This is a genomic window from Serinicoccus marinus DSM 15273, from assembly GCF_008386315.1.
GTDB lineage: Bacteria > Actinomycetota > Actinomycetes > Actinomycetales > Dermatophilaceae > Ornithinicoccus > Ornithinicoccus marinus.
Genome location: NZ_CP043808.1, coordinates 2,132,757 through 2,151,894 on the forward strand (window position 1 = coordinate 2,132,757; position 19,138 = coordinate 2,151,894).

The 19,138-nt window shown below is 74.3% G+C and carries 22 protein-coding genes, 2 tRNA genes and 1 pseudogene; 7 read left to right on the top strand and 18 right to left on the bottom strand.

Annotation, left to right across the window (positions count from 1 at the left end; translation table 11 throughout):
* Window positions 1-18 precede the first annotated feature (18 nt).
* A complete protein-coding gene (locus tag FU792_RS10030; RefSeq protein ID WP_022926131.1) occupies window positions 19-300 on the bottom strand; it encodes an acylphosphatase in 282 nt (93 codons plus the stop codon).
* A 23-nt stretch (window positions 301-323) separates the two neighbouring features.
* Between FU792_RS10030 and FU792_RS10035 the strand changes: the two genes are divergently transcribed.
* Window positions 324-1,379 (top strand): Gfo/Idh/MocA family protein, encoded by a 1,056-nt coding sequence (locus FU792_RS10035; RefSeq protein ID WP_022926132.1) that lies wholly within the window; start codon window positions 324-326, stop codon window positions 1,377-1,379.
* A complete protein-coding gene (locus FU792_RS10040; protein WP_022926133.1) occupies window positions 1,379-1,660 on the top strand; it encodes a hypothetical protein in 282 nt (93 codons plus the stop codon). The genes FU792_RS10035 and FU792_RS10040 overlap by 1 nt, the downstream gene beginning before the upstream one ends.
* A 4-nt stretch (window positions 1,661-1,664) precedes the next feature.
* Here the strand turns inward: FU792_RS10040 and mutM are convergent, their stop codons facing one another.
* The 9 genes and pseudogenes from mutM to FU792_RS19230 form a co-directional block, all read right to left on the bottom strand.
* A complete protein-coding gene (mutM, locus tag FU792_RS10045; protein WP_022926134.1) occupies window positions 1,665-2,576 on the bottom strand; it encodes a bifunctional DNA-formamidopyrimidine glycosylase/DNA-(apurinic or apyrimidinic site) lyase in 912 nt (303 codons plus the stop codon).
* Window positions 2,577-2,579: 3 nt separating this feature from the next.
* Window positions 2,580-3,338, bottom strand: a complete 759-nt coding sequence (rnc, locus tag FU792_RS10050; protein WP_022926135.1) for a ribonuclease III — start codon at window positions 3,336-3,338, stop codon at window positions 2,580-2,582.
* A 15-nt stretch (window positions 3,339-3,353) separates the two neighbouring features.
* Window positions 3,354-3,548: a 50S ribosomal protein L32 gene (rpmF, locus tag FU792_RS10055; RefSeq protein ID WP_022926136.1), complete on the bottom strand. Its 195-nt coding sequence runs from the start codon at window positions 3,546-3,548 to the stop codon at window positions 3,354-3,356.
* A 1-nt stretch (window position 3,549) separates the two neighbouring features.
* The gene (locus tag FU792_RS10060) at window positions 3,550-4,146 is read right to left on the bottom strand and encodes a YceD family protein (RefSeq protein WP_022926137.1); all 597 of its coding nucleotides are present in this window, start codon (window positions 4,144-4,146) and stop codon (window positions 3,550-3,552) included.
* A 113-nt stretch (window positions 4,147-4,259) separates the two neighbouring features.
* A complete protein-coding gene (coaD, locus tag FU792_RS10065) occupies window positions 4,260-4,742 on the bottom strand; it encodes a pantetheine-phosphate adenylyltransferase (RefSeq protein WP_022926138.1) in 483 nt (160 codons plus the stop codon).
* Between the two features lie 25 nt (window positions 4,743-4,767).
* Window positions 4,768-5,304, bottom strand: a complete 537-nt coding sequence (locus FU792_RS10070; protein ID WP_149814724.1) for a hemerythrin domain-containing protein — start codon at window positions 5,302-5,304, stop codon at window positions 4,768-4,770.
* Window positions 5,305-5,329: 25 nt separating this feature from the next.
* A complete protein-coding gene (rsmD, locus tag FU792_RS10075; RefSeq protein ID WP_022926140.1) occupies window positions 5,330-5,905 on the bottom strand; it encodes a 16S rRNA (guanine(966)-N(2))-methyltransferase RsmD in 576 nt (191 codons plus the stop codon).
* Window positions 5,906-5,909: 4 nt separating this feature from the next.
* Complete coding sequence (locus tag FU792_RS10080) at window positions 5,910-8,225, bottom strand: ATP-dependent DNA helicase RecG (RefSeq protein ID WP_022926141.1); 2,316 nt, start codon at window positions 8,223-8,225, stop codon at window positions 5,910-5,912.
* A gap of 160 nt (window positions 8,226-8,385) precedes the next feature.
* A pseudogene (locus FU792_RS19230) lies at window positions 8,386-9,885 on the bottom strand (DAK2 domain-containing protein); the annotation flags it as partial.
* A gap of 194 nt (window positions 9,886-10,079) precedes the next feature.
* On the opposite strand from FU792_RS19230, the gene rpmB reads away from it, so the two are divergent.
* Window positions 10,080-10,265, top strand: a complete 186-nt coding sequence (gene rpmB, locus FU792_RS10095) for a 50S ribosomal protein L28 (protein WP_075812523.1) — start codon at window positions 10,080-10,082, stop codon at window positions 10,263-10,265.
* Between the two features lie 94 nt (window positions 10,266-10,359).
* On the opposite strand, the gene FU792_RS10100 is transcribed toward rpmB, so the two are convergent.
* A complete protein-coding gene (locus FU792_RS10100; protein WP_022926144.1) occupies window positions 10,360-11,403 on the bottom strand; it encodes a thiamine-phosphate kinase in 1,044 nt (347 codons plus the stop codon).
* Window positions 11,404-11,446: 43 nt separating this feature from the next.
* On the opposite strand from FU792_RS10100, the gene FU792_RS10105 reads away from it, so the two are divergent.
* Both FU792_RS10105 and FU792_RS10110 read left to right on the top strand, forming a co-directional pair.
* Complete coding sequence (locus tag FU792_RS10105; protein ID WP_022926145.1) at window positions 11,447-11,680, top strand: Lrp/AsnC ligand binding domain-containing protein; 234 nt, start codon at window positions 11,447-11,449, stop codon at window positions 11,678-11,680.
* A complete protein-coding gene (locus FU792_RS10110; protein ID WP_022926146.1) occupies window positions 11,659-12,141 on the top strand; it encodes a DUF3515 family protein in 483 nt (160 codons plus the stop codon). The genes FU792_RS10105 and FU792_RS10110 overlap by 22 nt, the downstream gene beginning before the upstream one ends.
* Window positions 12,142-12,180: 39 nt before the next feature.
* Here FU792_RS10110 and FU792_RS10115 read toward each other — a convergent pair whose 3' ends face one another.
* The 3 genes from FU792_RS10115 to FU792_RS10125 form a co-directional block, all read right to left on the bottom strand.
* Window positions 12,181-13,365, bottom strand: a complete 1,185-nt coding sequence (locus FU792_RS10115) for a D-alanine--D-alanine ligase family protein (RefSeq protein WP_022926147.1) — start codon at window positions 13,363-13,365, stop codon at window positions 12,181-12,183.
* Window positions 13,366-13,581: 216 nt separating this feature from the next.
* Complete coding sequence (locus FU792_RS10120) at window positions 13,582-14,583, bottom strand: NAD(P)H-dependent glycerol-3-phosphate dehydrogenase (RefSeq protein WP_022926148.1); 1,002 nt, start codon at window positions 14,581-14,583, stop codon at window positions 13,582-13,584.
* Window positions 14,580-15,326 (bottom strand): lysophospholipid acyltransferase family protein, encoded by a 747-nt coding sequence (locus FU792_RS10125; protein WP_022926149.1) that lies wholly within the window; start codon window positions 15,324-15,326, stop codon window positions 14,580-14,582. Before FU792_RS10125 ends, FU792_RS10120 begins: the two co-directional genes overlap by 4 nt.
* A gap of 37 nt (window positions 15,327-15,363) precedes the next feature.
* Between FU792_RS10125 and cofC the strand changes: the two genes are divergently transcribed.
* Together cofC and FU792_RS10135 are read left to right on the top strand one after the other, a co-directional pair.
* Window positions 15,364-16,035, top strand: coding sequence for a 2-phospho-L-lactate guanylyltransferase (gene cofC, locus FU792_RS10130; protein ID WP_022926150.1), 672 nt, complete (start codon window positions 15,364-15,366; stop codon window positions 16,033-16,035).
* A gap of 38 nt (window positions 16,036-16,073) precedes the next feature.
* A complete protein-coding gene (locus FU792_RS10135) occupies window positions 16,074-16,304 on the top strand; it encodes a hypothetical protein (protein WP_022926151.1) in 231 nt (76 codons plus the stop codon).
* 85 nt (window positions 16,305-16,389) lie between these two features.
* Here FU792_RS10135 and FU792_RS10140 read toward each other — a convergent pair whose 3' ends face one another.
* The 4 genes from FU792_RS10140 to gltX all read right to left on the bottom strand — a co-directional run bounded on the left by FU792_RS10140 (window position 16,390) and on the right by gltX (window position 19,102).
* Window positions 16,390-17,094 (bottom strand): HU family DNA-binding protein, encoded by a 705-nt coding sequence (locus tag FU792_RS10140; RefSeq protein ID WP_022926152.1) that lies wholly within the window; start codon window positions 17,092-17,094, stop codon window positions 16,390-16,392.
* 116 nt (window positions 17,095-17,210) lie between these two features.
* Window positions 17,211-17,283 (bottom strand) — tRNA-Glu (locus FU792_RS10145).
* 85 nt (window positions 17,284-17,368) lie between these two features.
* Window positions 17,369-17,440, bottom strand: a tRNA-Gln gene (locus FU792_RS10150).
* Window positions 17,441-17,545: 105 nt separating this feature from the next.
* Complete coding sequence (gene gltX, locus FU792_RS10155) at window positions 17,546-19,102, bottom strand: glutamate--tRNA ligase (protein ID WP_022926153.1); 1,557 nt, start codon at window positions 19,100-19,102, stop codon at window positions 17,546-17,548.
* Window positions 19,103-19,138 lie beyond the last annotated feature (36 nt).

Below are 19,138 nucleotides of genomic sequence, written 5' to 3' on the forward strand. Positions count from 1 at the left end.
TCGAGCTCGTCGGCGGGGTCAGCGCTCCAGGAACCCCGTCAGCCCCTCCCGCACCTGGTGCCACTGCACCACCACGCCGTCGACCCTCCCGGGGCGGCTGCGGGTGGAAGGGTCCTCGCGCAGCAGCCCCGCGAGCGCCTCCACCGCGACCCGCTCGCCCTGGGCGTTCACCTCGACCCGGCCGTCGGGCAGGTTGCGGGCATGCCCCACGAGGCCGAGCTCGAGCGCCCGCGCCCGCGTCCACCAGCGGAAGCCGACGCCCTGGACCCGGCCGCGGACGAAGATCAGCGCGCGCTCCATGCCACCGAGACTACGGTGGACCCATGACCGACCCGTCGACCGCGACCCCGCCGGCCTACACCCCGATCGCCGACCGGCCCGTGCGATGGGGGCTGCTGGCCGCCGGAGGGATCGCCCGGGCCCTGGCGCAGGCGATCGCCGCGGTCGAGGGGGGCGAGGTGGTCGCCGTGGCGGCGCGCGACGGCGATCGCGCCCGGTCCTTCGCCGAGGAGTTCGGCATCCCTCGCGCCTACGGCAGCTATGCCGAGCTGGTCGACGACGCCGAGGTCGACGCCGTCTACATCTCCTCGACCCACCCCTTCCACCGCGAGCAGGCGCTGGCCTGCGTCCGGGCCGGCAAGCACGTGCTCGTCGAGAAACCGACGACGCTGACCGTCCACGACACCGAGGAGGTGCTCGAGGCCGCCCGCGCGGCCGGGGTCCTCGCGGTGGAGGCCATGTGGACCCGGTGCCAGCCGATCGTCCTGGACGCGCTCGCCCGCGTCCGTCGCGGGGACATCGGCACGGTCCGCAGCGTCCACGCCGCCCTCCCGGTGCCCTTCGACTACGACGAGTCGCACCGCCTCTTCGACCTCGCGAACGGCGGCGGGGCGCTGCTCGACCTCGGGATCTACCCGGTCACCCTCGCCCACCTCTTCGCCGGTCACCCCACCCACCTGCACGTCCTCGGCTCCCGGGTCGCCACCGGCGCCGACGCGCTGGTGGCCCTGCAGTGGATGACCACCGAGGGCGCCGTGGTCCAGGTCCTCACCGACTCGCTCTCGCACGGCAGCACCGAGACTCTCGTGCGCGGCTCGGAGGGGTCGCTGCAGCTGCACGGGCCGATCAACAACCCGACCTCCTTCACGGTCCGCCGGGGCGAGGAGGAGCAGCTGGTCGACGGTGGTGACCGACGCGGCTACGAGCACGAGGTCGAGGAGTTCCACCGCTGCCTGGAGCTCGGCCTGCCGGAGTCCCCGCTGATCCCGCACGCGGATACGGTGGCGATCATGACCATCCTGGAGAGCGCCCGTCGCGAGCTCGGCGTCCGCTACCCCCAGGAGGACGAGCCGCTGCACACCGCCGACGTGGTGCCGTGATGGTCGAGCTGCTCCTCTTCCTGGTCCTGGCCGTCGGGCTCCTGGCCCTCCTGGGGCGCACCGCGACGCCGCCGTCCGAGCGGCTGCCGCTGCGCCGGTGGACCCCGGTCCACGTCGCCGACCTCGTGGCTCGGGCGTTCCGCCTCTTCCGCGACGCCGGCGCGGAGCGGGCCCGGCGCCAGGACGTCGCCCGCGAGTCGGTCGAGGGACGTCAGCCGCAGAAGCCGCGGCGCGGCCAGCTGCCGCCTCCCCCGCCCAACCCCGAGGACGAGCGGCGCTGACCGTTCACACCCGAGGGACCCGCGGCGCCGGCTGGCAGCGGGGGCAGAAGTGCGAGCTGCGGTTCGTGAACTCCTCGCGCCGGATCGCGGTCCCGCAGCGTCGACACGGGCGGCCGGTCTGCCCGTAGGCCTCCAGCGACCGGTCGAAGTAGCCGCTGGCCCCGTTGACGTTGACGTAGAGCGCGTCGAAGCTGGTGCCGCCCTGTCCCAGCGCGTCGCGCATGACGTCGGCGGCGTGGTCGAGCACCCGCCCGAGCGCGGGCTTCGTCTGGCTGGAGGCGAGCCGTCGCCCGTGCACCTGCGCCCGCCACAACGCCTCGTCGGCGTAGATGTTGCCGATACCGCTGACCACCCCCTGGTCCAGCAGGACCCGCTTGAGGGCGACGTCCTTGCCCTTCATCCGGCGCACCACCGCTGCCCGGTCGAAGGCCGGCTCGAGCGGGTCCGGGGCGATGTGCAGCACCGGCTCGGGTATGCCGTGGGGGTGCCCGCCGGGGTGACCCGGCGCGCTTGCCCCCGGCTCGTCGCGCAGCGGGGTGAGGGCGAGCCCGCCGAAGGTGCGCTGGTCGACGAAGCGCAGCTGGGGGCCGTCGTCGTCGAGGTCCAGGGTGGCGTGCAGGTGCTTCTCCCGTGGCGCCTGCGCGTCCTGCACGAGGAGCTGGCCGCTCATCCCGAGGTGCACGACCAGCGCCTGGGGGTCGTCGGCCGGAGGCTGGAGCACGAGCCAGAGGTACTTCCCCCTCCGGTCCGCGGCGAGCACCCGCGCACCGGCCACGCGCGCGGCCAGGTCCACTGGTCCGGCCGCGTGACGTCGGGCGACCCGCGCGCCGGTCAACCGGGCCTCGCGGATGCGTCGCCCGACGACGTGCGTCTCGAGGCCACGACGGACGACCTCGACCTCCGGGAGCTCGGGCACGCCTCAGCCGCTGCCGGGGCCGTCGCCGGTGAGGTCCTCGACCGTCGGTTCGGTCGCGACCACCTGGGCGGCGCGCTCGGTGAGCAGCCGCCAGCCCTGCTCGGCGGCCTGCTGCTCGGCCAGCTTCTTGGAGCGACCCACCCCGGTCCCGACCACCTCGTCGGCGACGACCGCCCGGGCGGTGAAGGTCTTGTCGTGGTCCGGCCCCTCGGCGTCGACGAGGTACTGCGGGGGGCCCAGGTCGCCCGCCGAGGCGACCTCCTGCAGGCTGGTCTTCCAGTCCAGCCCGGCGCCGAGCCCCGCGCTGCGGCGCATCAGCGGGTCCAGCAGGTGGTGGACGAAGGTGGCGGCAGCGGGCAGCCCGGCGGAGAGGTAGACGCAGCCGATGACCGCCTCGGTGGTGTCCGCGAGGATCGAGTCCTTGTCCCGCCCTCCGGTGGCCTGCTCCCCCTTGCCGAGCAGCACGAAGCCGCCGAGGTCCACGACCCGGGCGACCTCGGCCAGCGCGCGCGAGTTGACCACGGCCGCGCGGAGCTTGGCCAGCTGCCCCTCGGTCAGGTCGGGGTGGGTGCGGTAGAGCGTGTCGGTGACCACCACCCCCAGCACGGAGTCACCGAGGAACTCGAGCCGCTCGTTGTGCGGCTGCCCGTCGTTCTCGTAGGAGTAGGACCGGTGAGTCAGGGCACGCAGCAGCAGCGCCTCGTCACAGGACTCGCCGACCACCTCGGTGAGGTAGTCGGCCAGCTCGGAGACGGGACGCACGACGGTGCCCCGGGGTCAGCCCTGGTGCTCGGTGCGCTCGGCGGCCGCGTAGTGGCGGCCACCGTAGGTGCCGCAGGTGGGGCACGCCTGGTGCGGGGTCGCCACAGCCTGGCACTGCGGGCAGGTCGACAGCGCGATCGGCGCGGCCTTCCACTGCGAGCGGCGGTGCCGGGTGTTGGAACGGGACATCTTCCGCTTGGGAACGGCCACGTCAGGTCCTCTTCTCGTCGTCGTCTGCCGGCGTGGCCATCGCGGCCAGCGCCGACCACCGGGGGTCGATCACGTCGTGCTCGTGCTCCGGGTCGTCCGCCAGGCGCGCCCCGCACTCGGAGCACAGGCCCGGACAGTCCTCCCGGCACACCGGTTGGAAGGGCAGCTCGGTCACGACGGCGTCCCGGACGACCTCTTCGAGGTCCATCAGGTCACCGTCGAGCATGCGCTGCTCGTCCTCGTCGCTCGCGTCCTGGTCGCCCGAGCGGCTCCCCACCTCCTGGTGGTGCGCCGCGCGGTCGGGGTAGGCGTAGAGCTCCTGGAAGGTCACCTCGACGTCGTCGACGATCTCGTCCAGGCAGCGCACGCACTCCCCTCTCGCCGTGGCCTGTGCCGTCCCCGTCACCAGGATGCCCTCGACGACCGACTCCATCCGCAGCTCCAGCCGGACCGGGTGGCCCGCCGGGATCGCAATGACATCGGTGCCCAGGGGCTCCGTCGTGGTGACCTCGCGCGAGAGCTCGCGCATGGTCCCGGGCCGGCGGACCAGCTCCCGGGTGTCGAACACCCAGTCGCGCTCCGTCTGCTGGGCAGCCATGCCGAATTCCCTCACGTGTGGTCTGACCTGCTGAACGGGTTCGGCCCTCGTGCACGGCGAGCACGGGAGGGACACAAACCGACGCACCAGCCTACCGGGCCGGTGCGGCGCGCTCAAATCTGACGCAGCGCCTCCAGCACCGGCGCGGGCACCAGCGCGGAGACGTCGCCCCCGAGCCGGTGGACCTCCTTGACCAGCGAGCTGGAGACGTGCTCCAGCGCCGGGTCACCGGGCAGGAAGACCGTCTCGACACCGGTGAGGTGACGGTTCATCAGGGCCATCGGCAGCTCGTAGGCGAAGTCGGTGCCGCCGCGCAGCCCCTTGACCACCGCCTCGGCCCCGACCTCCTGGCACACGTCGACCAGCAGCCGCTCGGCATACGCCTCGACGCGGACGCGACCCGCGACCTCGCTCGGCAGCGAGGCGCCGACGAGCTCCAGCCGGGTCGGCACGGGGAAGCTGCCCTGCTTGGCAGGGTTGTGCAGGACGGCGACCACGACCTCGTCGTAGAGCGCGGCGGCCCGGGTCACGATGTCGACGTGCCCCAGCGTCACCGGGTCGAAGGATCCGGGGCAGACGCAACGGCGGGTCGACATGGCCAGGGAGCCTACCGGGCCGCGATCACCCCTCGTCCTCGAGCAACCCGTCCTTCCGGGCCCGCTCGACCAGAGCACGGACGGTCTCGGCGTCCACGCCCTCGTCGAGGTGCCGGCCGCGGACCTCGGCCGCGCCGAGGTCGCGCCGCTCCTGCTCGGGGACCTCCTCGCGGGCGGGGTTGAGGATCGTGAGCTCCTCCTCGGTGAGGTGGTGCTGCAGCACCTCGTTCATGGCCTCGACGGCGTCGTCGAACTTCTGCGTGTCCGTGCCGGCGCACTCGAGCAGGTCCAGCAGCGCCTGGTTGATCTCGGCGTGCTCCTCCTCACCGTGCTCGGCCTCGTGCGCGTCGATGGCGTCCTTGCGCCGCAGCCGGGGGTAGACCTTCTCCTCCTCGGCCTCGCCGTGGGCGATGAGGACGCTGGCGAAGGCCGCGCGGGCCGCGGCACGGTCGCTGGAGCTGTCGCGCAGGTCGCGCATGAGGGCCTCGAAGAGCCGGTGGTCGTCGAGGATCAGGTCGACGACGTCGCCGGACACGGGACGCGGGATGGTGTAGTCGCTCATGCCGCGATCCTCCCAGGGTGGCCGCTCAGGCGCCCGCCGGGCCGGTCGGCTCGGCCAGGTGCAGCGCGGTCTCGCCGTAGCGCCGGGTGTCGAGGTGGCGCAGCGTCTCCGGCCAGGGCGGCCGCGGCGACCGGGCGCTGCGCTCGACCACGACGAGCGCGTCCGGGTCCAGCCAGCCGCCCGAGCCGAGCGCGTGGAGGACGCCGGCGAGCTCGGCGTCGGGCAGCGGGTAGGGCGGGTCGAGCAGCGCGAGGTGGTAGGCGTGCCCGCCCGGGCCGGCGGCCAGCACCGGGCCGACCGGACCCACGACCACCTCGACGCCCGGCAGCGCCAGCTCCTCGGCGCTGCGCCCGATGAGCCGGGCGGTGGCCCGGTGCCGCTCCACGGCGAGCACACGGGCTGCGCCGCGCGAGGCCGCCTCCAGCCCGAGCGCGCCGGACCCGGCATACAGGTCCAGCACGGAGCAGCCCTCCAGGTCGAGCAGCGACTCGATCCGGGAGAACATCGCCTCGCGCACCCGGTCGGTGGTGGGCCGGGTGCCGGCGCCTCGAGGGGTATGCACGGTGCGCCCGCCGGCGCACCCCGCGATGATCCTGGTCATCGCCTCACCCCCGCTCCAGGAAGGCGGCGCTGGTCGCGTCCAGACGGGTCAGTGCGTCGGCCAGCTCGGGATGGCGACTCAGCTCGGGGTCGGACTCCACGGTGCGCCAGGCCGCCTCGTGCGCCTGCACGATGAGGTCCTCGTCGCGGGCCAGCCGCAGGAAGCGCAGGCCGCTACGGCCGCCGCTCTGGCTGGCGCCGAGGACGTCGCCCTCGCGCCGGCTCTCCAGGTCGATGCGAGCCAGCTCGAAGCCGTCGGTGGTGGCGGCCACCTGCTCCAGCCGCTCGATCGCGGCGGGGTCCACGCCCTCACCCTGCGTCACGAGCAGCGCCAGCCCGGGACGACCGCCACGGCCGACCCGCCCCCGCAGCTGGTGCAGCTGGGAGATGCCGAACCGGTCGGCGTCCAGCAGCACCATCGTCGTCGCGTCCGGGACGTCGACGCCGACCTCGATGACGGTGGTCGAGACCAGGACCTCCACCCGCCCCGCGGCGAAGGCCTGCATGACGGCGTCCTTGTCCTCGGCCGGCATCCGGCCGTGCAGCACCTCGATCCGCAGGTCGCGCGTCGCCGGCAGCTCGCGCAGGCACCGGGCGACCTGGTGGACCCCGTGCAGCCCGGGCGGTCCGGCGGACCCCTCCGGCATCTCGAGCAGACCGAGGAGGTCGGCGCCGTCCTCGCCCTGCGGCGCTCCGTGCCCGACCTCTCCGCCCAGCGGCAGGCCCGGACCGTCGGTGCCCGAGCCCGGCAGGTCCGGGTCGTCCGGATCCCCGATGCGGGGGCACACGACATACACCTGACCGCCACCGCGCACCTCCTCGGCGACCCGTTGCCAGGTGCGGCGCACCCAGTCGGGGCGTCGACCGTCGACGACGTGACTGCTGATCGGGCGGCGCCCGCCGGGCAGCTCGCGCAACGTGGAGATCTCCATGTCGCCGTAGACGGTCATCGCCACGGTGCGCGGGATCGGGGTCGCGGTCATGACCAGCACGTGCGGGGAGGTGCCCTCGGGAGCCTTGGCGCGCAGCGCGTCGCGCTGCTCGACCCCGAACCGGTGCTGCTCGTCGACGACGACCAGACCCAGCTCGGCGAACTGGACGTGCTGCTGGATCAGCGCGTGGGTGCCGACCACGATCCCGGCCTCGCCCGAGGCGGCGGCCAGCAGCGCCTGCTTGCGGTCCCCCGCCGACTGGCTGCCGGTGAGCAGGGCCAACCGGGTGCCCTCCTCCAGACCGCCGAGCAGCCCGGCCTCGGCGATCGGGCCGAGCAGCTGGCTGATCGAGCGGTGGTGCTGCGCGGCGAGGACCTCGGTCGGGGCGAGCAGCGCCGCCTGCCCGCCGGAGTCGACGACGGCGAGCATGGCGAACAGGGCGAGCACGGTCTTGCCCGACCCGACCTCGCCCTGGAGCAGGCGGTGCATGGGGACCTCGCGGGCCAGGTCGCCGAGGAGCTCGGCGAGGACGGCCTCCTGGCCCTCGGTGAGCGCGAACGGCAGCCGGTCGCGCAGCCGCTGCCCGAGCCCCTGCTCCGCCGGCACCCGGGGGCGGGCGGGCACCGCCTCGCTGGACCGGCGCACCCGGGCGAGCTGGGCCTGGACCGTGAAGGCCTCGCCGAACTTGAGCCGCCACCGGCCCCTGCGGTGGTCCGCCTCCGTGCCGGGCCGGTGGACCAACCGGTAGGCCTCGAGCAGGCCGGGCAGACCCACCTGCCGCCGCACCTGCGCGGGGACCGGGTCCGGCAGCTCGTCGAGCTGGTGGAAGACCAGGTCGAGGCACTGGCCGTGGACGATGGGTGACAGACCCTTGGTCGCGGTGTAGACCGGGACCAGACCGTCGAGGAGCCACTGCGCCCCGCCCTCGCCGCCCTCGCTCAGCGTGGCGTAGTCCGGGTGGGTCAGCTGCAGCGTGTCGCGCCACACCCCCACCTGCCCGGAGCAGACGACCCGGACCCCGGTTCGGAGCCGGTCCTGGTGCCCGTAGGGCTTGAAGAAGGTCAGCTGGATCGTCCCGCCCGCGTCGTCCGCGACGTCCACGACGAGCCGGCGGCCGCGCCGGTTGCGCATCTGGTGGGTGGTCGCGGTGCGCACCGTCCCCACGACCACGACGTCCTCGCCGTGCGGCAGGTCGCGGAAGGCCGTGGGCCGGGTGGGGTCGAGGTAGGTGCGGGGCAACCAGTCGAGCAGCTGGCCCACGGTCCTGATCCCCCGCGCCCGCTGCAGCGTCTGCGCACTGGCCCCGACGAGGTCGCGCAGCCCGAAGTCGAGCGGGTTGCCCTCGCCGTCGGCCACGGGGCGCAGGTGGGCGCGTCCGGCGCCCGCCATCACTCGACCCCCAGCAGCACGGTATAGGTGGGCTGGCCCCCGTCCAGCACGCTCTGCTCGACCTCGCTGCCCGCGCAGCGGTCGGCGAGGGCCTGCGCCATGACGTCGCGGACCTGTCGTCGGCGTCCTCCCCGAGCAGCGCCGTCAGCAGCTCGACCCCGTCGTGCCAGATCGTGTCGAGCACCCACCGCGCGGCAGGCTCCAGGTCGTCCTCGACGGCGACGATCGCGTGGTCCACGATGCCCAGCCACTGGCCCGGTCGGCACGGACCGACCGGGGTCTCGGCCGCCCGGTCGGCGCGGGTGAGCGCACCCCCGTGCACCGCCGAGGCCGCCGCCGTCATCGCGTCCAGGACCGGCCCCAACCGGCCTGCCGGGTCGAGCACGGCGAGCGCGGCCAGGCCCTCCAGGAGGGTGCGGGTCGGCACGACCTCGACCTCCAGGCCCTCGCGCCGCGCCTCCGCGGCGGCGGCGCGGGCGACCATGAGCGTGTCGCCGTCGTTGGGCAGGATGACGACCGACGCACCGGTGCTGGCGCGCACCGCGGCGAGCAGCTCTCCGGTCGGGGCGCGACGACGCGGACCGCTGGGCACCAGCACGGCGCCGCCGTCCGACATCAGCCGGGTCACCCCGTCGCCGAGGGCGCACGAGACCACTCCGATGCCCTGCGGCAGGGGCGAGACCGGGTGCGGGTGCTCACGTCCCTCCGTGCCGTCTCCGGGGCTCAGCGACGTCTGCCGCACCTCGCTGACGACCCCCGCCAGCCCTCCGGCCTCGATGGCCGCGGCGGTGTCCTCCTCCTCGACGTGCGCGTGGACCTGGAACTCTGCGGGGCCACCCGCGACGGCGACGGAGTCCCCGAGATGCGTCAGGTGGGCCCGCAGCCGCTCGGCGCGCTCGGGGTCGCTGCCGCTCAGGAGGTACATCACCTCGACGGCCTCCTCCGACGTCGTGCCCCGACCCGAGGTCGGCCCGGGCGTCGCGGCCCACCAGTGCGGCACCTCGCCGTCCGCGCCGGCGGGGCGCTCGTCGAGGACGGCGTGCAGCGCCTCGACGACGAGGACCAGCCCTGCCCCGCCGGCGTCGACCACGCCCGCGTCGCGCAGCTCGGGCAGCTGCTCGGGAGTGCGTGCCAGGGCGCGCTGCGCCGCCTCCAGCGCCGCGTCGACGACCACGAGGACGTCCTGCGCGCCCTCGTCGACCGCGCCCCGGGCGCCGACCGCGGCCGCCCGGGCGACGGTGAGGATGGTGCCCTCCACGGGTGCGGCGAGCGCCTCCCACGCGCTGCGCGAGGCGGACTCGAAGGCGTCGGCGACCTCGCGCGGGCCGGCCACGTCGACGTCGGGGGCCACCGCGTCGGCCAGCCCGCGGGTGAGCTGGGCCAGGATGACGCCCGAGTTGCCGCGGGCCGCCAGGAGCATGCCCCGCGCGATGAGGGCGAGCCCCTCCCGGAGCCGGTCGGTGCCGCCGCCGCTCTCGAAACGCACCCGCACGTGCTCCAGCGCGCCGTCGAGGGTGAGGTACATGTTGGTGCCGGTGTCGCCGTCCGCCACCGGGAAGACGTTGAGCGCGTCGACCTGCTCCCGCGCCGCCGCCAGCGACAGCCGCGCGGTGACCGCCCAGCGGCGGGCGGTCACGAGGTCGAGCGCGGGTCCGGGCACGGCACCAACCTAGTGCCCGGCGCCGACGCCGTCCGCGGCGCCACAGGCATACCGTGGAGGTGCGGCGACGCACGGTCGTCGTCCGCCGCGATGATTTGGGCGCCGTGTCGCGGTTCCGGTACGCTGGACCGGTTGCCCGCGCCGCGCTGCTGCGGGCCCGAGACCTTTCACCGGACGACCTTCAGGAGAACACCGTGGCTGCCACTTGCGACGTCTGCGGCAAGGGACCGAGCTTCGGTCACAGCATCTCGCACTCGCACCGCCGCACCAAGCGCCGCTGGAACCCGAACATCCAGCGTGTCCGCACCACCGCGGGCGGCACCGCCAAGCGGATGAACGTCTGCACCTCCTGCCTCAAGGCGGGCAAGGTCACCCGCTGACCCTCCGCTGACGGCAGGTTGCCGTCATCTGCCGGCGCTCCTCGTCAGGGGGGCGCCGGCTCTGCTGTGCCCGGCGGCAGCACCGGTCCCGGTCTCAGCCGCCGAAATGGTCCCAGCCGCCGCCGTCCGGGTCCAGGGCCTGCTCCCCCAGCCGCACGGTCGGCTCCCCCTGCACCTGCTCGGCACCCCCGAGGACGACCCACCCCGTCGGCACCGCGCCGACCGGGAAGGTCGCGAGCAGCTCGTGCTCCTCACCGCCGCCGAGCACGGCGCGCCGGGCCGCCTCCAGCCCCAGCTCGGGCGCGAGCCGGGCGGCGAGGTCGTCGACGGCCGCCTCGTCCAGCAAGAGGTCGACGCCGCTGGCGCGCGCCACCCGACCCCCGTCGCGGCCCAGCCCGTCCGAGACGTCGATCATCGCCGTGGCCCCGGCGAGCGCCGCCACCGGACCCTGCTCGAGGTCCACCCACGGCCGGAGGTGGTGGTCGACCCAGCGGCCCTGGCGCGCCCCGGCCCGGAGCTGCTCGAACCCCGCGTGGGAGCGACCCAGCGGTCCGGACACCGCGAGGACGTCGCCCGGTCGGGCGCCGCTGCGCAGCACCGCACCCGGTATGCCCTCGGCCAGCTCCCCGAGCGCCGTCACCGACACTGCGACCACCCCCGGGCCGGCGGCGCTGAGGTCGCCCCCGACGACGGGGACCCCGGCGCGGGAGCAGGCGCGGGCGAGCCCGGTCGTGAGGTCGCGGCACCAGGCGAGCGGCAGCTCCCGATCGCAGAGCAGGGTCACCAGCACCCCCGTCCCCCGGCCGCCCATCGAGGCCAGGTCGGCGAGGTTCTGGGTGACGATCTTCTCGCCCACGTCCTGACCGGTCGACCACGCGTCCAGCCAGTCCTGACCACGCACCATCGTGTCCGTGGTCGCCAGGACGGCGCCGGTGTGCACGCGCAGGTGGGCGGTGTCGTCGCCCGGCCCGACGACGACGTCGCGCAGGCTCTCCGCGGCCGCCCCGTGCTCGGCGAGCACGCCGAAGACCTCGCCGAGGATGCCGCGCTCCCCCACCTCGCCGACGGTCCGCCCGCCCTCGCCCACCTCGCCGACGGTTCGCCCGCCCTCGCCCGGAGGCTCGCTCGTGCTGCTCACCCCCGCACGGTAGCCTCCGTGCAACCGAGCAGGAGGCAGCACCGTGGTCAAGGCATACATCCTCGTCCAGACCGAGGTCGGCGTCTCCGCGCGCGTCACCCGGGCGATCCGCGAGCTCGACGGCGTCCAGAGCGCCGAGGACGTGGCCGGTCCCTACGACGTCATCGTGCAGGTGCAGGCACCGACGGTGCAGGAGCTGGGCCGCGGCGTCATCGCGCACGTCCTGGCGGTGCCCGGGATCACCCGCACCACGACGTGCACAGTCGTCGAGCTCTGAGGCCGCGGGCCGGGCTGCTGGCGGCCGCGCTCGGGCTGGTCTCGCTCACGGCGTGCGGCGAGGGCGCGGTGCGCGCGGTCCCCTTCGACGCCTCCGACTCCGCGGTATGCCTGGAGGTCGCCGCCCGGTGGCCCGGGACGATCGGTCCCTACGAGGCGCGGGTGACCGCGGTGCAGTCCGAGGGGGTCGCGGCCTGGGGCGAACCGCCGATCGTCGCCCGGTGCGGCAAGGCGCCGCCCGGGCCGACGACCGACCCCTGCATCGACGTCGGCGGGGTCGACTGGGTCGCGACGGTGCTCGACGACGGCGGCACGATGTTCACGACCTACGGACGGGACCCGGCGATCGAGGTCCTCGTGCCGGAGAGCTACGACAGCCACCCGCTGCTCCTGCCGCCGCTGGACGACGCCGCCCGGGTGGTCCCGCAGACGCTGGGCGAGTGCTCCTCGCCGCAGGGCTGACCGGCGGCGGTCTGCCGCTGCGCCGGCCTTGCCTGAGGCTCAGCGCAGACCGAGCGGACGCTCCAGCGCCAGCGTGATGAGCTCGTCGACCAGCTCGGGGTAGGAGACGCCCGAGGCCGCCCAGGCCTGGGGGTACATCGAGTAGGGCGTGAAGCCGGGCATGGTGTTGATCTCGTTGAGCACCACCTCGCCGCGCGGCGTGACGAAGAAGTCCACGCGGGAGAGCCCCTCCGCGTCGGCGGCCTCGAAGGCGAGCGCAGCGATCCGGCGGATCTCGTCGCGGACGTCGTCCGGGATGTCCGCGGGGGCGGTGATCTGCACGCTGGCCTCGTCGAGGTACTTCGCCTCGAAGTCGTAGAAGTCGTGCCCGCCGCTGACGACGATCTCCCCGCACTCGCTGACTCTGGGCAGCGCCGAGCCGCGCCCGCCGAGCACGCCGCACTCGATCTCGCGCCCGTCGATGCCCTGCTCGACGAGCACCTTGGGGTCGTGGTCGCGGGCCTTCTCGATCGCGACCTCGAGCTCCTCCGGGCGCTCCACCTTGGCGACGCCCACCGACGAGCCGGCCCGCGCGGGCTTGACGAAGACCGGGAAGAGCAGGGCGCTCGCGGCCTCCAGCGCCGCCTCGCGGTCTCGCTGCCACTGCCGGTCGGTGATGACGGCATACGGCGCCACCGGCAGCCCGGCAGCGGCGAAGACCACCTTCATGACGTGCTTGTCCATCATCGCGGCGGAGGCCAGGACACCGCAGCCGACGTAGGGCAGGTCGGCGAGCTCCAGCATCCCCTGGATGGTGCCGTCCTCCCCGAACGGCCCGTGCAGCAGCGGGAAGACGACGTCGACCTCGCCGAGGGAGTGCACCTGACCGTCGCGACCGGTCCAGGTCCACTCGTGGTCCACTCCGCCGAGCGGCACGAAGACCTGACGCCCGGTGTCCTGCACCTGCGGCAGCCGCCCGTCCCGGATCTCCAGCGCCTCCGGGTCGTCCTCGACGAGCACCCAGTGCCCTTCGCGGGTGATGCCCACCGGCACGACGGCATACCGCTCACGATCCAGCGCCCGGAGCACGCTGGCCGCGGTGGCGCAGGAGATCGCGTGCTCGTCCGAGCGCCCGCCGAAGACGAGGGCCACACGGTGCCGGGTGTCGGCGGACCGCTGCGTGCCGGCGCTGGTGTCCTCGTCGGGGCTCACGGCGGGGTCGGTGCGCTGGGTGGGGGCATCCATATCGGGACGAGCCTAACCAGTGAGGGGCGGGCCACCCCGCAGACCCACCGGGCACGACCTCCGACGCGTGAGGGCCGCTCTCCAGGTCGTCTCCGGGCCGGTTCGTCCACCGGGCGCCTCGACGTCAGATCGGAGCCTCCTCGAGGAGGCGCCGATCTGACGAACCGGCTCGCAGTGCTCCCCCGGGGCGCGTCGGAGTGAGACCGACACGGCTCGTCAGTGGCGCTCGTGCTTGCGCGCCCGGGTCATGAGGGCCCGGGTGAGGTCCTCGGGGGTCACCGAGCCGTCCACGACCGCGGTCACGCCCTCGCAGATCGGCAGGTCCACCCCCTGGCTGGCGCCCAGCTCCACCACGCTGCGGCAGCTCTTGACGCCCTCCGCCGTCTGGTGCGGCACGGCCAGCACCTCTTCGACGCTGCGCCCCTGACCGAGCGCGACGCCGACGCGGTGGTTGCGGGAGAGCGGGGACATGCAGGTCGCGATGAGGTCGCCGACGCCGGCCAGCCCCATGAGCGTGGCGGGGTCGGCGCCGAGCGCCTGCCCGAGCCGGGCGGTCTCGGCGAGCCCGCGGGTGATGAGGCTGGACTTGGTGTTGTCGCCGTAGCCGAGGCCCTCGGCCATGCCCACCGCGAGCGCGATGACGTTCTTGACCGCTCCGCCGATCTCGGCACCGACGACGTCGGTCTGGGTGTAGGGCCGGAAGTAGGCGGTCATGCACGCCTCGGCGACCCGGTCGGCGGCGTCGTGGTCGAGGGCCGCGACGACGCTGGCGGCCGGCTGGCGGGCGGCGATCTCCCGGCTGAGGTTGGGGCCGGTCACGACGACGATGCGCCCGGCCTCGACGCCGCTGTCCTCGACCACCTGGCTCATCCGCAGGCCGGTGCCCAGCTCGATGCCCTTCATGAGCGAGACCACCGGGGCCCTCGCCGGGAGGTGCTCGCCCCACTCGGCGAGGTTGGCACGCACCGTCTGCGAGGGGACGGCCAGCACCACCAGGTCGGCGCCCGCCGCCGCCTCCGCGGGGTCCGTGGTCGCGGTGACCACCGGGGCCAGCTCGACCTCGGGCAGGTAGTCCGGGTTGTGCCGTGAGTCGCGGATGCCCTCGGCGATCTCGGGTCGGCGGGCCCACAGGACGACCCGCTCCGCGCCCGCGTCGGCGAGGATCTGGGCGAAGGCGGTGCCCCAGCTGCCGGCGCCGAAGATGGCTGCCCGGGTCATCCCTCGGGCTCCGTGGGCCGACGGGCCGGGTCGAAGGGTTCGGCGGGAGGCTGCTCGCCACGGATCTGCGATAGCTGCTCGGTGATCGCGGCCATGACGCGGCGCGTGGCCTCGGCGTGCGCCCGCGGCTCCTGCGCGCGGTCGTAGAGGTCGGACAGCTCGACCGGGGCGCCGGCGCTGACGTGCTGGACCGGGCGCTTCAGCAGGTTGCCCGGGCGGCGGGCATAGTGCCCGAGCACCCCTTGGGCACCCCACTGGGCGATCGGCACCACCGGGGCCCGGCTGGTCAGCGCCAGCCGACCCACGCCCGACTTGGCCTTCATCGGCCACAGGTCGGGATCCCGGGTCAGGGTGCCCTCGGGCATGATCGCGATGCACCGACCGCCGGCGAGGGCGGCGCGCGCGGCCTCGAGCGCGTCACCGGCGCGCGAGCTGGAGCGGTAGACCGGGACCTGCTCCAGGTGTCGCAGCGCGGCGCCGAGCAGCGGCACCTCGAAGAGGGAGGACTTGGCAAGGAAGAAGGGGGCGTGCCCGTGGTCGACGAGGAAGTGGGCCAGCATGATCGGGTCCACCTCGGAGTAGTGGTTGCCGGCGACGATGAAGCCCTCGCCCCGCGGCAGGTGCTCGGCGCCGGACCAGTCGCGGCGGGTCACGCCCATGAGCACGGGGCGCAGGGCCGCGATGACCGCGTGGTAGGACCAGGGCACGGCCTGGCGCAGGGGCTGGCGTCTCACGCGGGTCATCTTTGCATCCGGGGGCGGTGCTGGCGAAGATGCTGGGGTGCGCGACAGGACGGGACGGGCTGCGGCCGGGCTCGACTGGCGGCTGGTGCTGCCGGTTCAACGAGCCGATCGCGCCAAGACCCGCCTCGTGGCACCGGACGGGGTCTCCCGACCCGAGCTGGCCCGCGCGATCGCCCTGGACACGCTGGACGCGGTATGCCGCGCCCTCCCGCCGGGCCGGGTGACCGTGGTGACCGCCGACGACGGTGCGGCCGACAGGGCGCGGGAGGTCGGGGCCCGGGCGGTCCCCGACCCCGGGCGCGGGCTGGACGAGGCGATCCGGCGCGGCCTGGACGACGCGGCCCTGCAGGTCGGGGGTGAGAGCGGCGCCGGCCGGCAGGCCCCCGGGTGGGCCGTGCTGCTGGGCGACCTGCCGGCGCTACGTCCGGAGGACCTCCGGGAGGCCCTGGCGCGCTGCGCCGCCCTCGACCGTGCGGTGGTGCCGGACGCCGAGGGCACGGGTACGGTCCTGCTGACCTCGACGCGAGGCATACCGCGGCCGCGCTTCGGTGCCGGGTCGGCCGCACGGCACGCCGTCGACGCCACCCGCCTGGACCTCGACCTGCCTCGGCTACGGCGTGACGTGGACCGGGCCGAGGACCTGCAGGAGGCGCTGCTCCTCGGCGTGGGCGCCCGCACCCGCGCGGCCCTGGGCTCGACCGCGGCCTGAGCCGGTCCCCCACCCGCGCCACGACCTACAGTGGACCCATGCAGGCCAGCGTGCACACCTACGACCTCGACGCCGGCAGCGGGACGGTCCTGCTCGACACCGGGCGGGTGCTGCCCTTCGCCGCCGCGGTGATGGACGCGAGCGGTCTCCGGCACCTGCGGGTGGGCCAGCGGGTGAGCATCGAGGTCGACGGTGACCCCGAAACCGCGGGCGCGAGCCTCACCCGGCTCTGGATCGTCGGCATCGGCGAGGGCGAGCCCATCGTCTGATCCACTCGTCCGCAGCAGGCGTCCCGCTGCGGTGATGCATCCCCGCACCGCAGCACCTTCTGCGCGGGGTCGGGCGCACAGCGGGTCAACGCTTCTTCGCGGCCTTCTTCTTCGTCGACTTCTTCCCCTTCTTGGCCTTCTTGCGTTTGCCGGAGTCGCCGTGTGACACGTCGTCGTTCTTGACCTTCGCCAGCTGCGCCTTCTTGGCCGAGATCATGTCGGCGGTGATGTCCTCGCCGCTGGAGAAGACCCGTCCGCCGCCGACCGACCCCGGCTGTCGTGGCTCCGAGCTCTCGTTCGTCGGGTCGGGCTTCTCCCGGCGCACGCTCGGCGGGGTCCCCGAGGGGGCACGCCGCTCCCGGTCGCGGTCGGACGACGCCCGGGCGGCGACCCGACCCTTCGGCTCGTGCCGAGGACCGCTGTCGTGGCGGCGCACCGTGCTCGGGGCTCCGGCGGAGCCGCCCTCGGAGTCACCGGCGGCCCGCGCCCCGGCCAGGCCCTGCGCGGGCAGCGTCGCCGGGTCGGCCACCACCTCCCTGAAGGCGGCTCCCGGCCGGAAGCGCGGGCTCCGGGTCTCCGGGATCGGCACCGCCTCTCCGGTCCTCGGGTTGCGCCCCGTCCGCGCTGCCCGGTCCACCCGCTCGAAGGTCCCGAAACCGCTGATGCTCACCGTGCCGCCCGCGGCCACCTCGCGCAGCACCACGTCCACCAGGGCCTCGACGGCGGCTCCGGCGGCGGCCCGGCCGCCCACGCGCGGAGCCAGCGCCTCGATCAGGTCCGTCTTGTTCATGCCCCCAGCCTCTCGCACGCTCCTTCGGCGCGCCAGCGTGCGGACCGGCCGGGCCGTCCCCTACACGCATGCGAACGGCCCCCACCGCTGCTGCGGTGAGGGCCGTTCGACACGGGTAGCCCCGACGGGATTCGAACCCGCGCTACCGCCTTGAGAGGGCGGCGTGCTAGGCCGCTACACAACGGGGCCGTGTCCGGCGCGCTCGGCGCCGAGGGGAGAGACTACCCGAGCGGGCAGGTCTCCACGAAATCCGGAGCTGGGCTCCGTCATCGCGCTGGGGTACCAGGACTCGAACCTAGAACAACTGAACCAGAATCAGCCGTGTTGCCAATTACACCATACCCCAAGGGGGTGTCTCCGCCCTGTCCCACTAACCGGGAAGCGCGGCGAACCGAGCAACAACTCTACCGCGCCCGGCGCACCCCACCCAAATCTGGCGCGACCGCACGGGTCAGAGCGACGCGCGCAGCCGGGCGAGCCGGTCCAGCGTCTCCTGCTTGCCCAGGATCTCCATCGACTCGAAGAGCGGCGGGCTGATCCGCTGCCCGGAGACGGCGGTCCGCAGCGGCCCGAAGGCGAAGCGCGGCTTGAGGCCCATCCCGTCCACCAGCGCCTCGCGCAGCGCCGCCTCGATCCGGTCGTGGGTCCACTCCACCCCACCGCCGAGTGGCTGCGGGGCGGCGCCCGAGATCGGCTCCAAGGCGGCCATCGCCGCGTCGAGGACGGCACCGGCGTCGTCCTTGAGCTGGCCGCGCGCGTCGTCGGCGATCTGCAGCTCCTCGCCGCTCACGTAGAACGGCCGCACCATGGGCACCGCCTCGGAGAGCACCTGGATCCGCGTCTGGATGAGGTCGGCGACCGCCTCCAGCCTGGCCAGCTCACCCATACCGGACTGCTCCCCCAGCACCCCGGCCTCGCGCAGCACCGGGAGCAGCCGGGAGGTGAACTCGGCGAGCGGGAGCCGGCGCAGGTGGTCGCCGTTGAGCGACTCGGCCTTCTTCTGGTCCCACCGCGCCGGGTTGGGGTTGACGTCTCGGACGTCGAAGGCCTCGACGAGGTGCTCGGGGTCGAAGATGTCGCGGTCCGGCCCGATCGACCAGCCCAGCAGCGCGAGGTAGTTGATCATCCCCTCCCGGACGAAGCCGCGCTCGCGGTGCAGGAAGAGGTTGGACTCGGGGTCGCGCTTGGACAGCTTCTTGCTCCCTTCCCCCAGCACGAGCGGCAGGTGGGCGAAGGTCGGCACCTGCTCGGCGACCCCGATCTCGACGAGGGCGCGGTAGAGCGCGATCTGCCGCGGGGTGGAGGAGAGCAGGTCCTCGCCACGGATGACGTGGGTGATCCGCATCATCGCGTCGTCGACCGGGTTGACGAGGGTGTAGAGCGGCTGGCCGTTGCCCCGCACGATGACGAAGTCCGGCACTGACCCGGCCCCGAAGGTCACCTCGCCCCGCACGAGGTCGGTGAAGGTGATGTCCTCCTCCGGCATCCGCAGCCGCAGCACCGGCTCGCGCCCCTCGTCACGGTATGCCTGCTTCTGCTCCGCACTCAGCTCGCGGTCGTGGTTGTCGTAGCCGAGCTTGGGGTCGCGACCGGCGGCGCGGTGGCGCGCCTCGACCTCCTCCGGGGTGCTGAAGGACTCGTAGGCCAGCCCGGCCTCCAGCAGCCGGCGGGCGACGTCGGCGTGCAGGTCGGCGCGCTCGCTCTGGCGGTAGGGGCCGTAGGGGCCGCCCACCCCCGGCCCCTCGTCGTAGTCCAGACCGAGCCAGTCCAGCGCGTCGACGATCTGCGCCATGGACTCCTCGGAGTCGCGCGCGGCGTCGGTGTCCTCGACCCGGAAGACGAGGGTGCCGCCGTGGTGCCGTGCGAAGGCCCAGTTGAACAGCGCCGTGCGGGCCAGGCCCACGTGCGGCGTCCCTGTCGGGCTGGGGCAGAAGCGGACCCGGACGTCGGCGCCGGTCGCCTCGTCGTGCTCGGTGCGGGACACGGGGGCGGAGTGCGTGGTCGTCATGATGCGCGCCAGCCTACTTCCAGCCAGGGGTCGGTG

Excerpts from the sequence above, each read along its gene's own strand:
- FU792_RS10030 (WP_022926131.1), bottom strand. The coding sequence starts at position 300 with ATGGAGCGCGCGCTGATCTTCGTCCGCGGCCGGGTCCAGGGCGTCGGC.
- FU792_RS10035 (WP_022926132.1), top strand. The coding sequence starts at position 324 with ATGACCGACCCGTCGACCGCGACCCCGCCGGCCTACACCCCGATCGCC.
- FU792_RS10040 (WP_022926133.1), top strand. The coding sequence starts at position 1,379 with ATGGTCGAGCTGCTCCTCTTCCTGGTCCTGGCCGTCGGGCTCCTGGCC.
- FU792_RS10060 (WP_022926137.1), bottom strand. The coding sequence starts at position 4,146 with ATGGCTGCCCAGCAGACGGAGCGCGACTGGGTGTTCGACACCCGGGAG.
- coaD (WP_022926138.1), bottom strand. The coding sequence starts at position 4,742 with ATGTCGACCCGCCGTTGCGTCTGCCCCGGATCCTTCGACCCGGTGACG.
- FU792_RS10070 (WP_149814724.1), bottom strand. The coding sequence starts at position 5,304 with ATGAGCGACTACACCATCCCGCGTCCCGTGTCCGGCGACGTCGTCGAC.
- rsmD (WP_022926140.1), bottom strand. The coding sequence starts at position 5,905 with ATGACCAGGATCATCGCGGGGTGCGCCGGCGGGCGCACCGTGCATACC.
- FU792_RS10080 (WP_022926141.1), bottom strand. The coding sequence starts at position 8,225 with ATGGCGGGCGCCGGACGCGCCCACCTGCGCCCCGTGGCCGACGGCGAG.
- FU792_RS10115 (WP_022926147.1), bottom strand. The coding sequence starts at position 13,365 with ATGGATGCCCCCACCCAGCGCACCGACCCCGCCGTGAGCCCCGACGAG.
- FU792_RS10120 (WP_022926148.1), bottom strand. The coding sequence starts at position 14,583 with ATGACCCGGGCAGCCATCTTCGGCGCCGGCAGCTGGGGCACCGCCTTC.
- FU792_RS10125 (WP_022926149.1), bottom strand. The coding sequence starts at position 15,326 with ATGACCCGCGTGAGACGCCAGCCCCTGCGCCAGGCCGTGCCCTGGTCC.
- FU792_RS10135 (WP_022926151.1), top strand. The coding sequence starts at position 16,074 with ATGCAGGCCAGCGTGCACACCTACGACCTCGACGCCGGCAGCGGGACG.
- FU792_RS10140 (WP_022926152.1), bottom strand. The coding sequence starts at position 17,094 with ATGAACAAGACGGACCTGATCGAGGCGCTGGCTCCGCGCGTGGGCGGC.
- gltX (WP_022926153.1), bottom strand. The coding sequence starts at position 19,102 with ATGACGACCACGCACTCCGCCCCCGTGTCCCGCACCGAGCACGACGAG.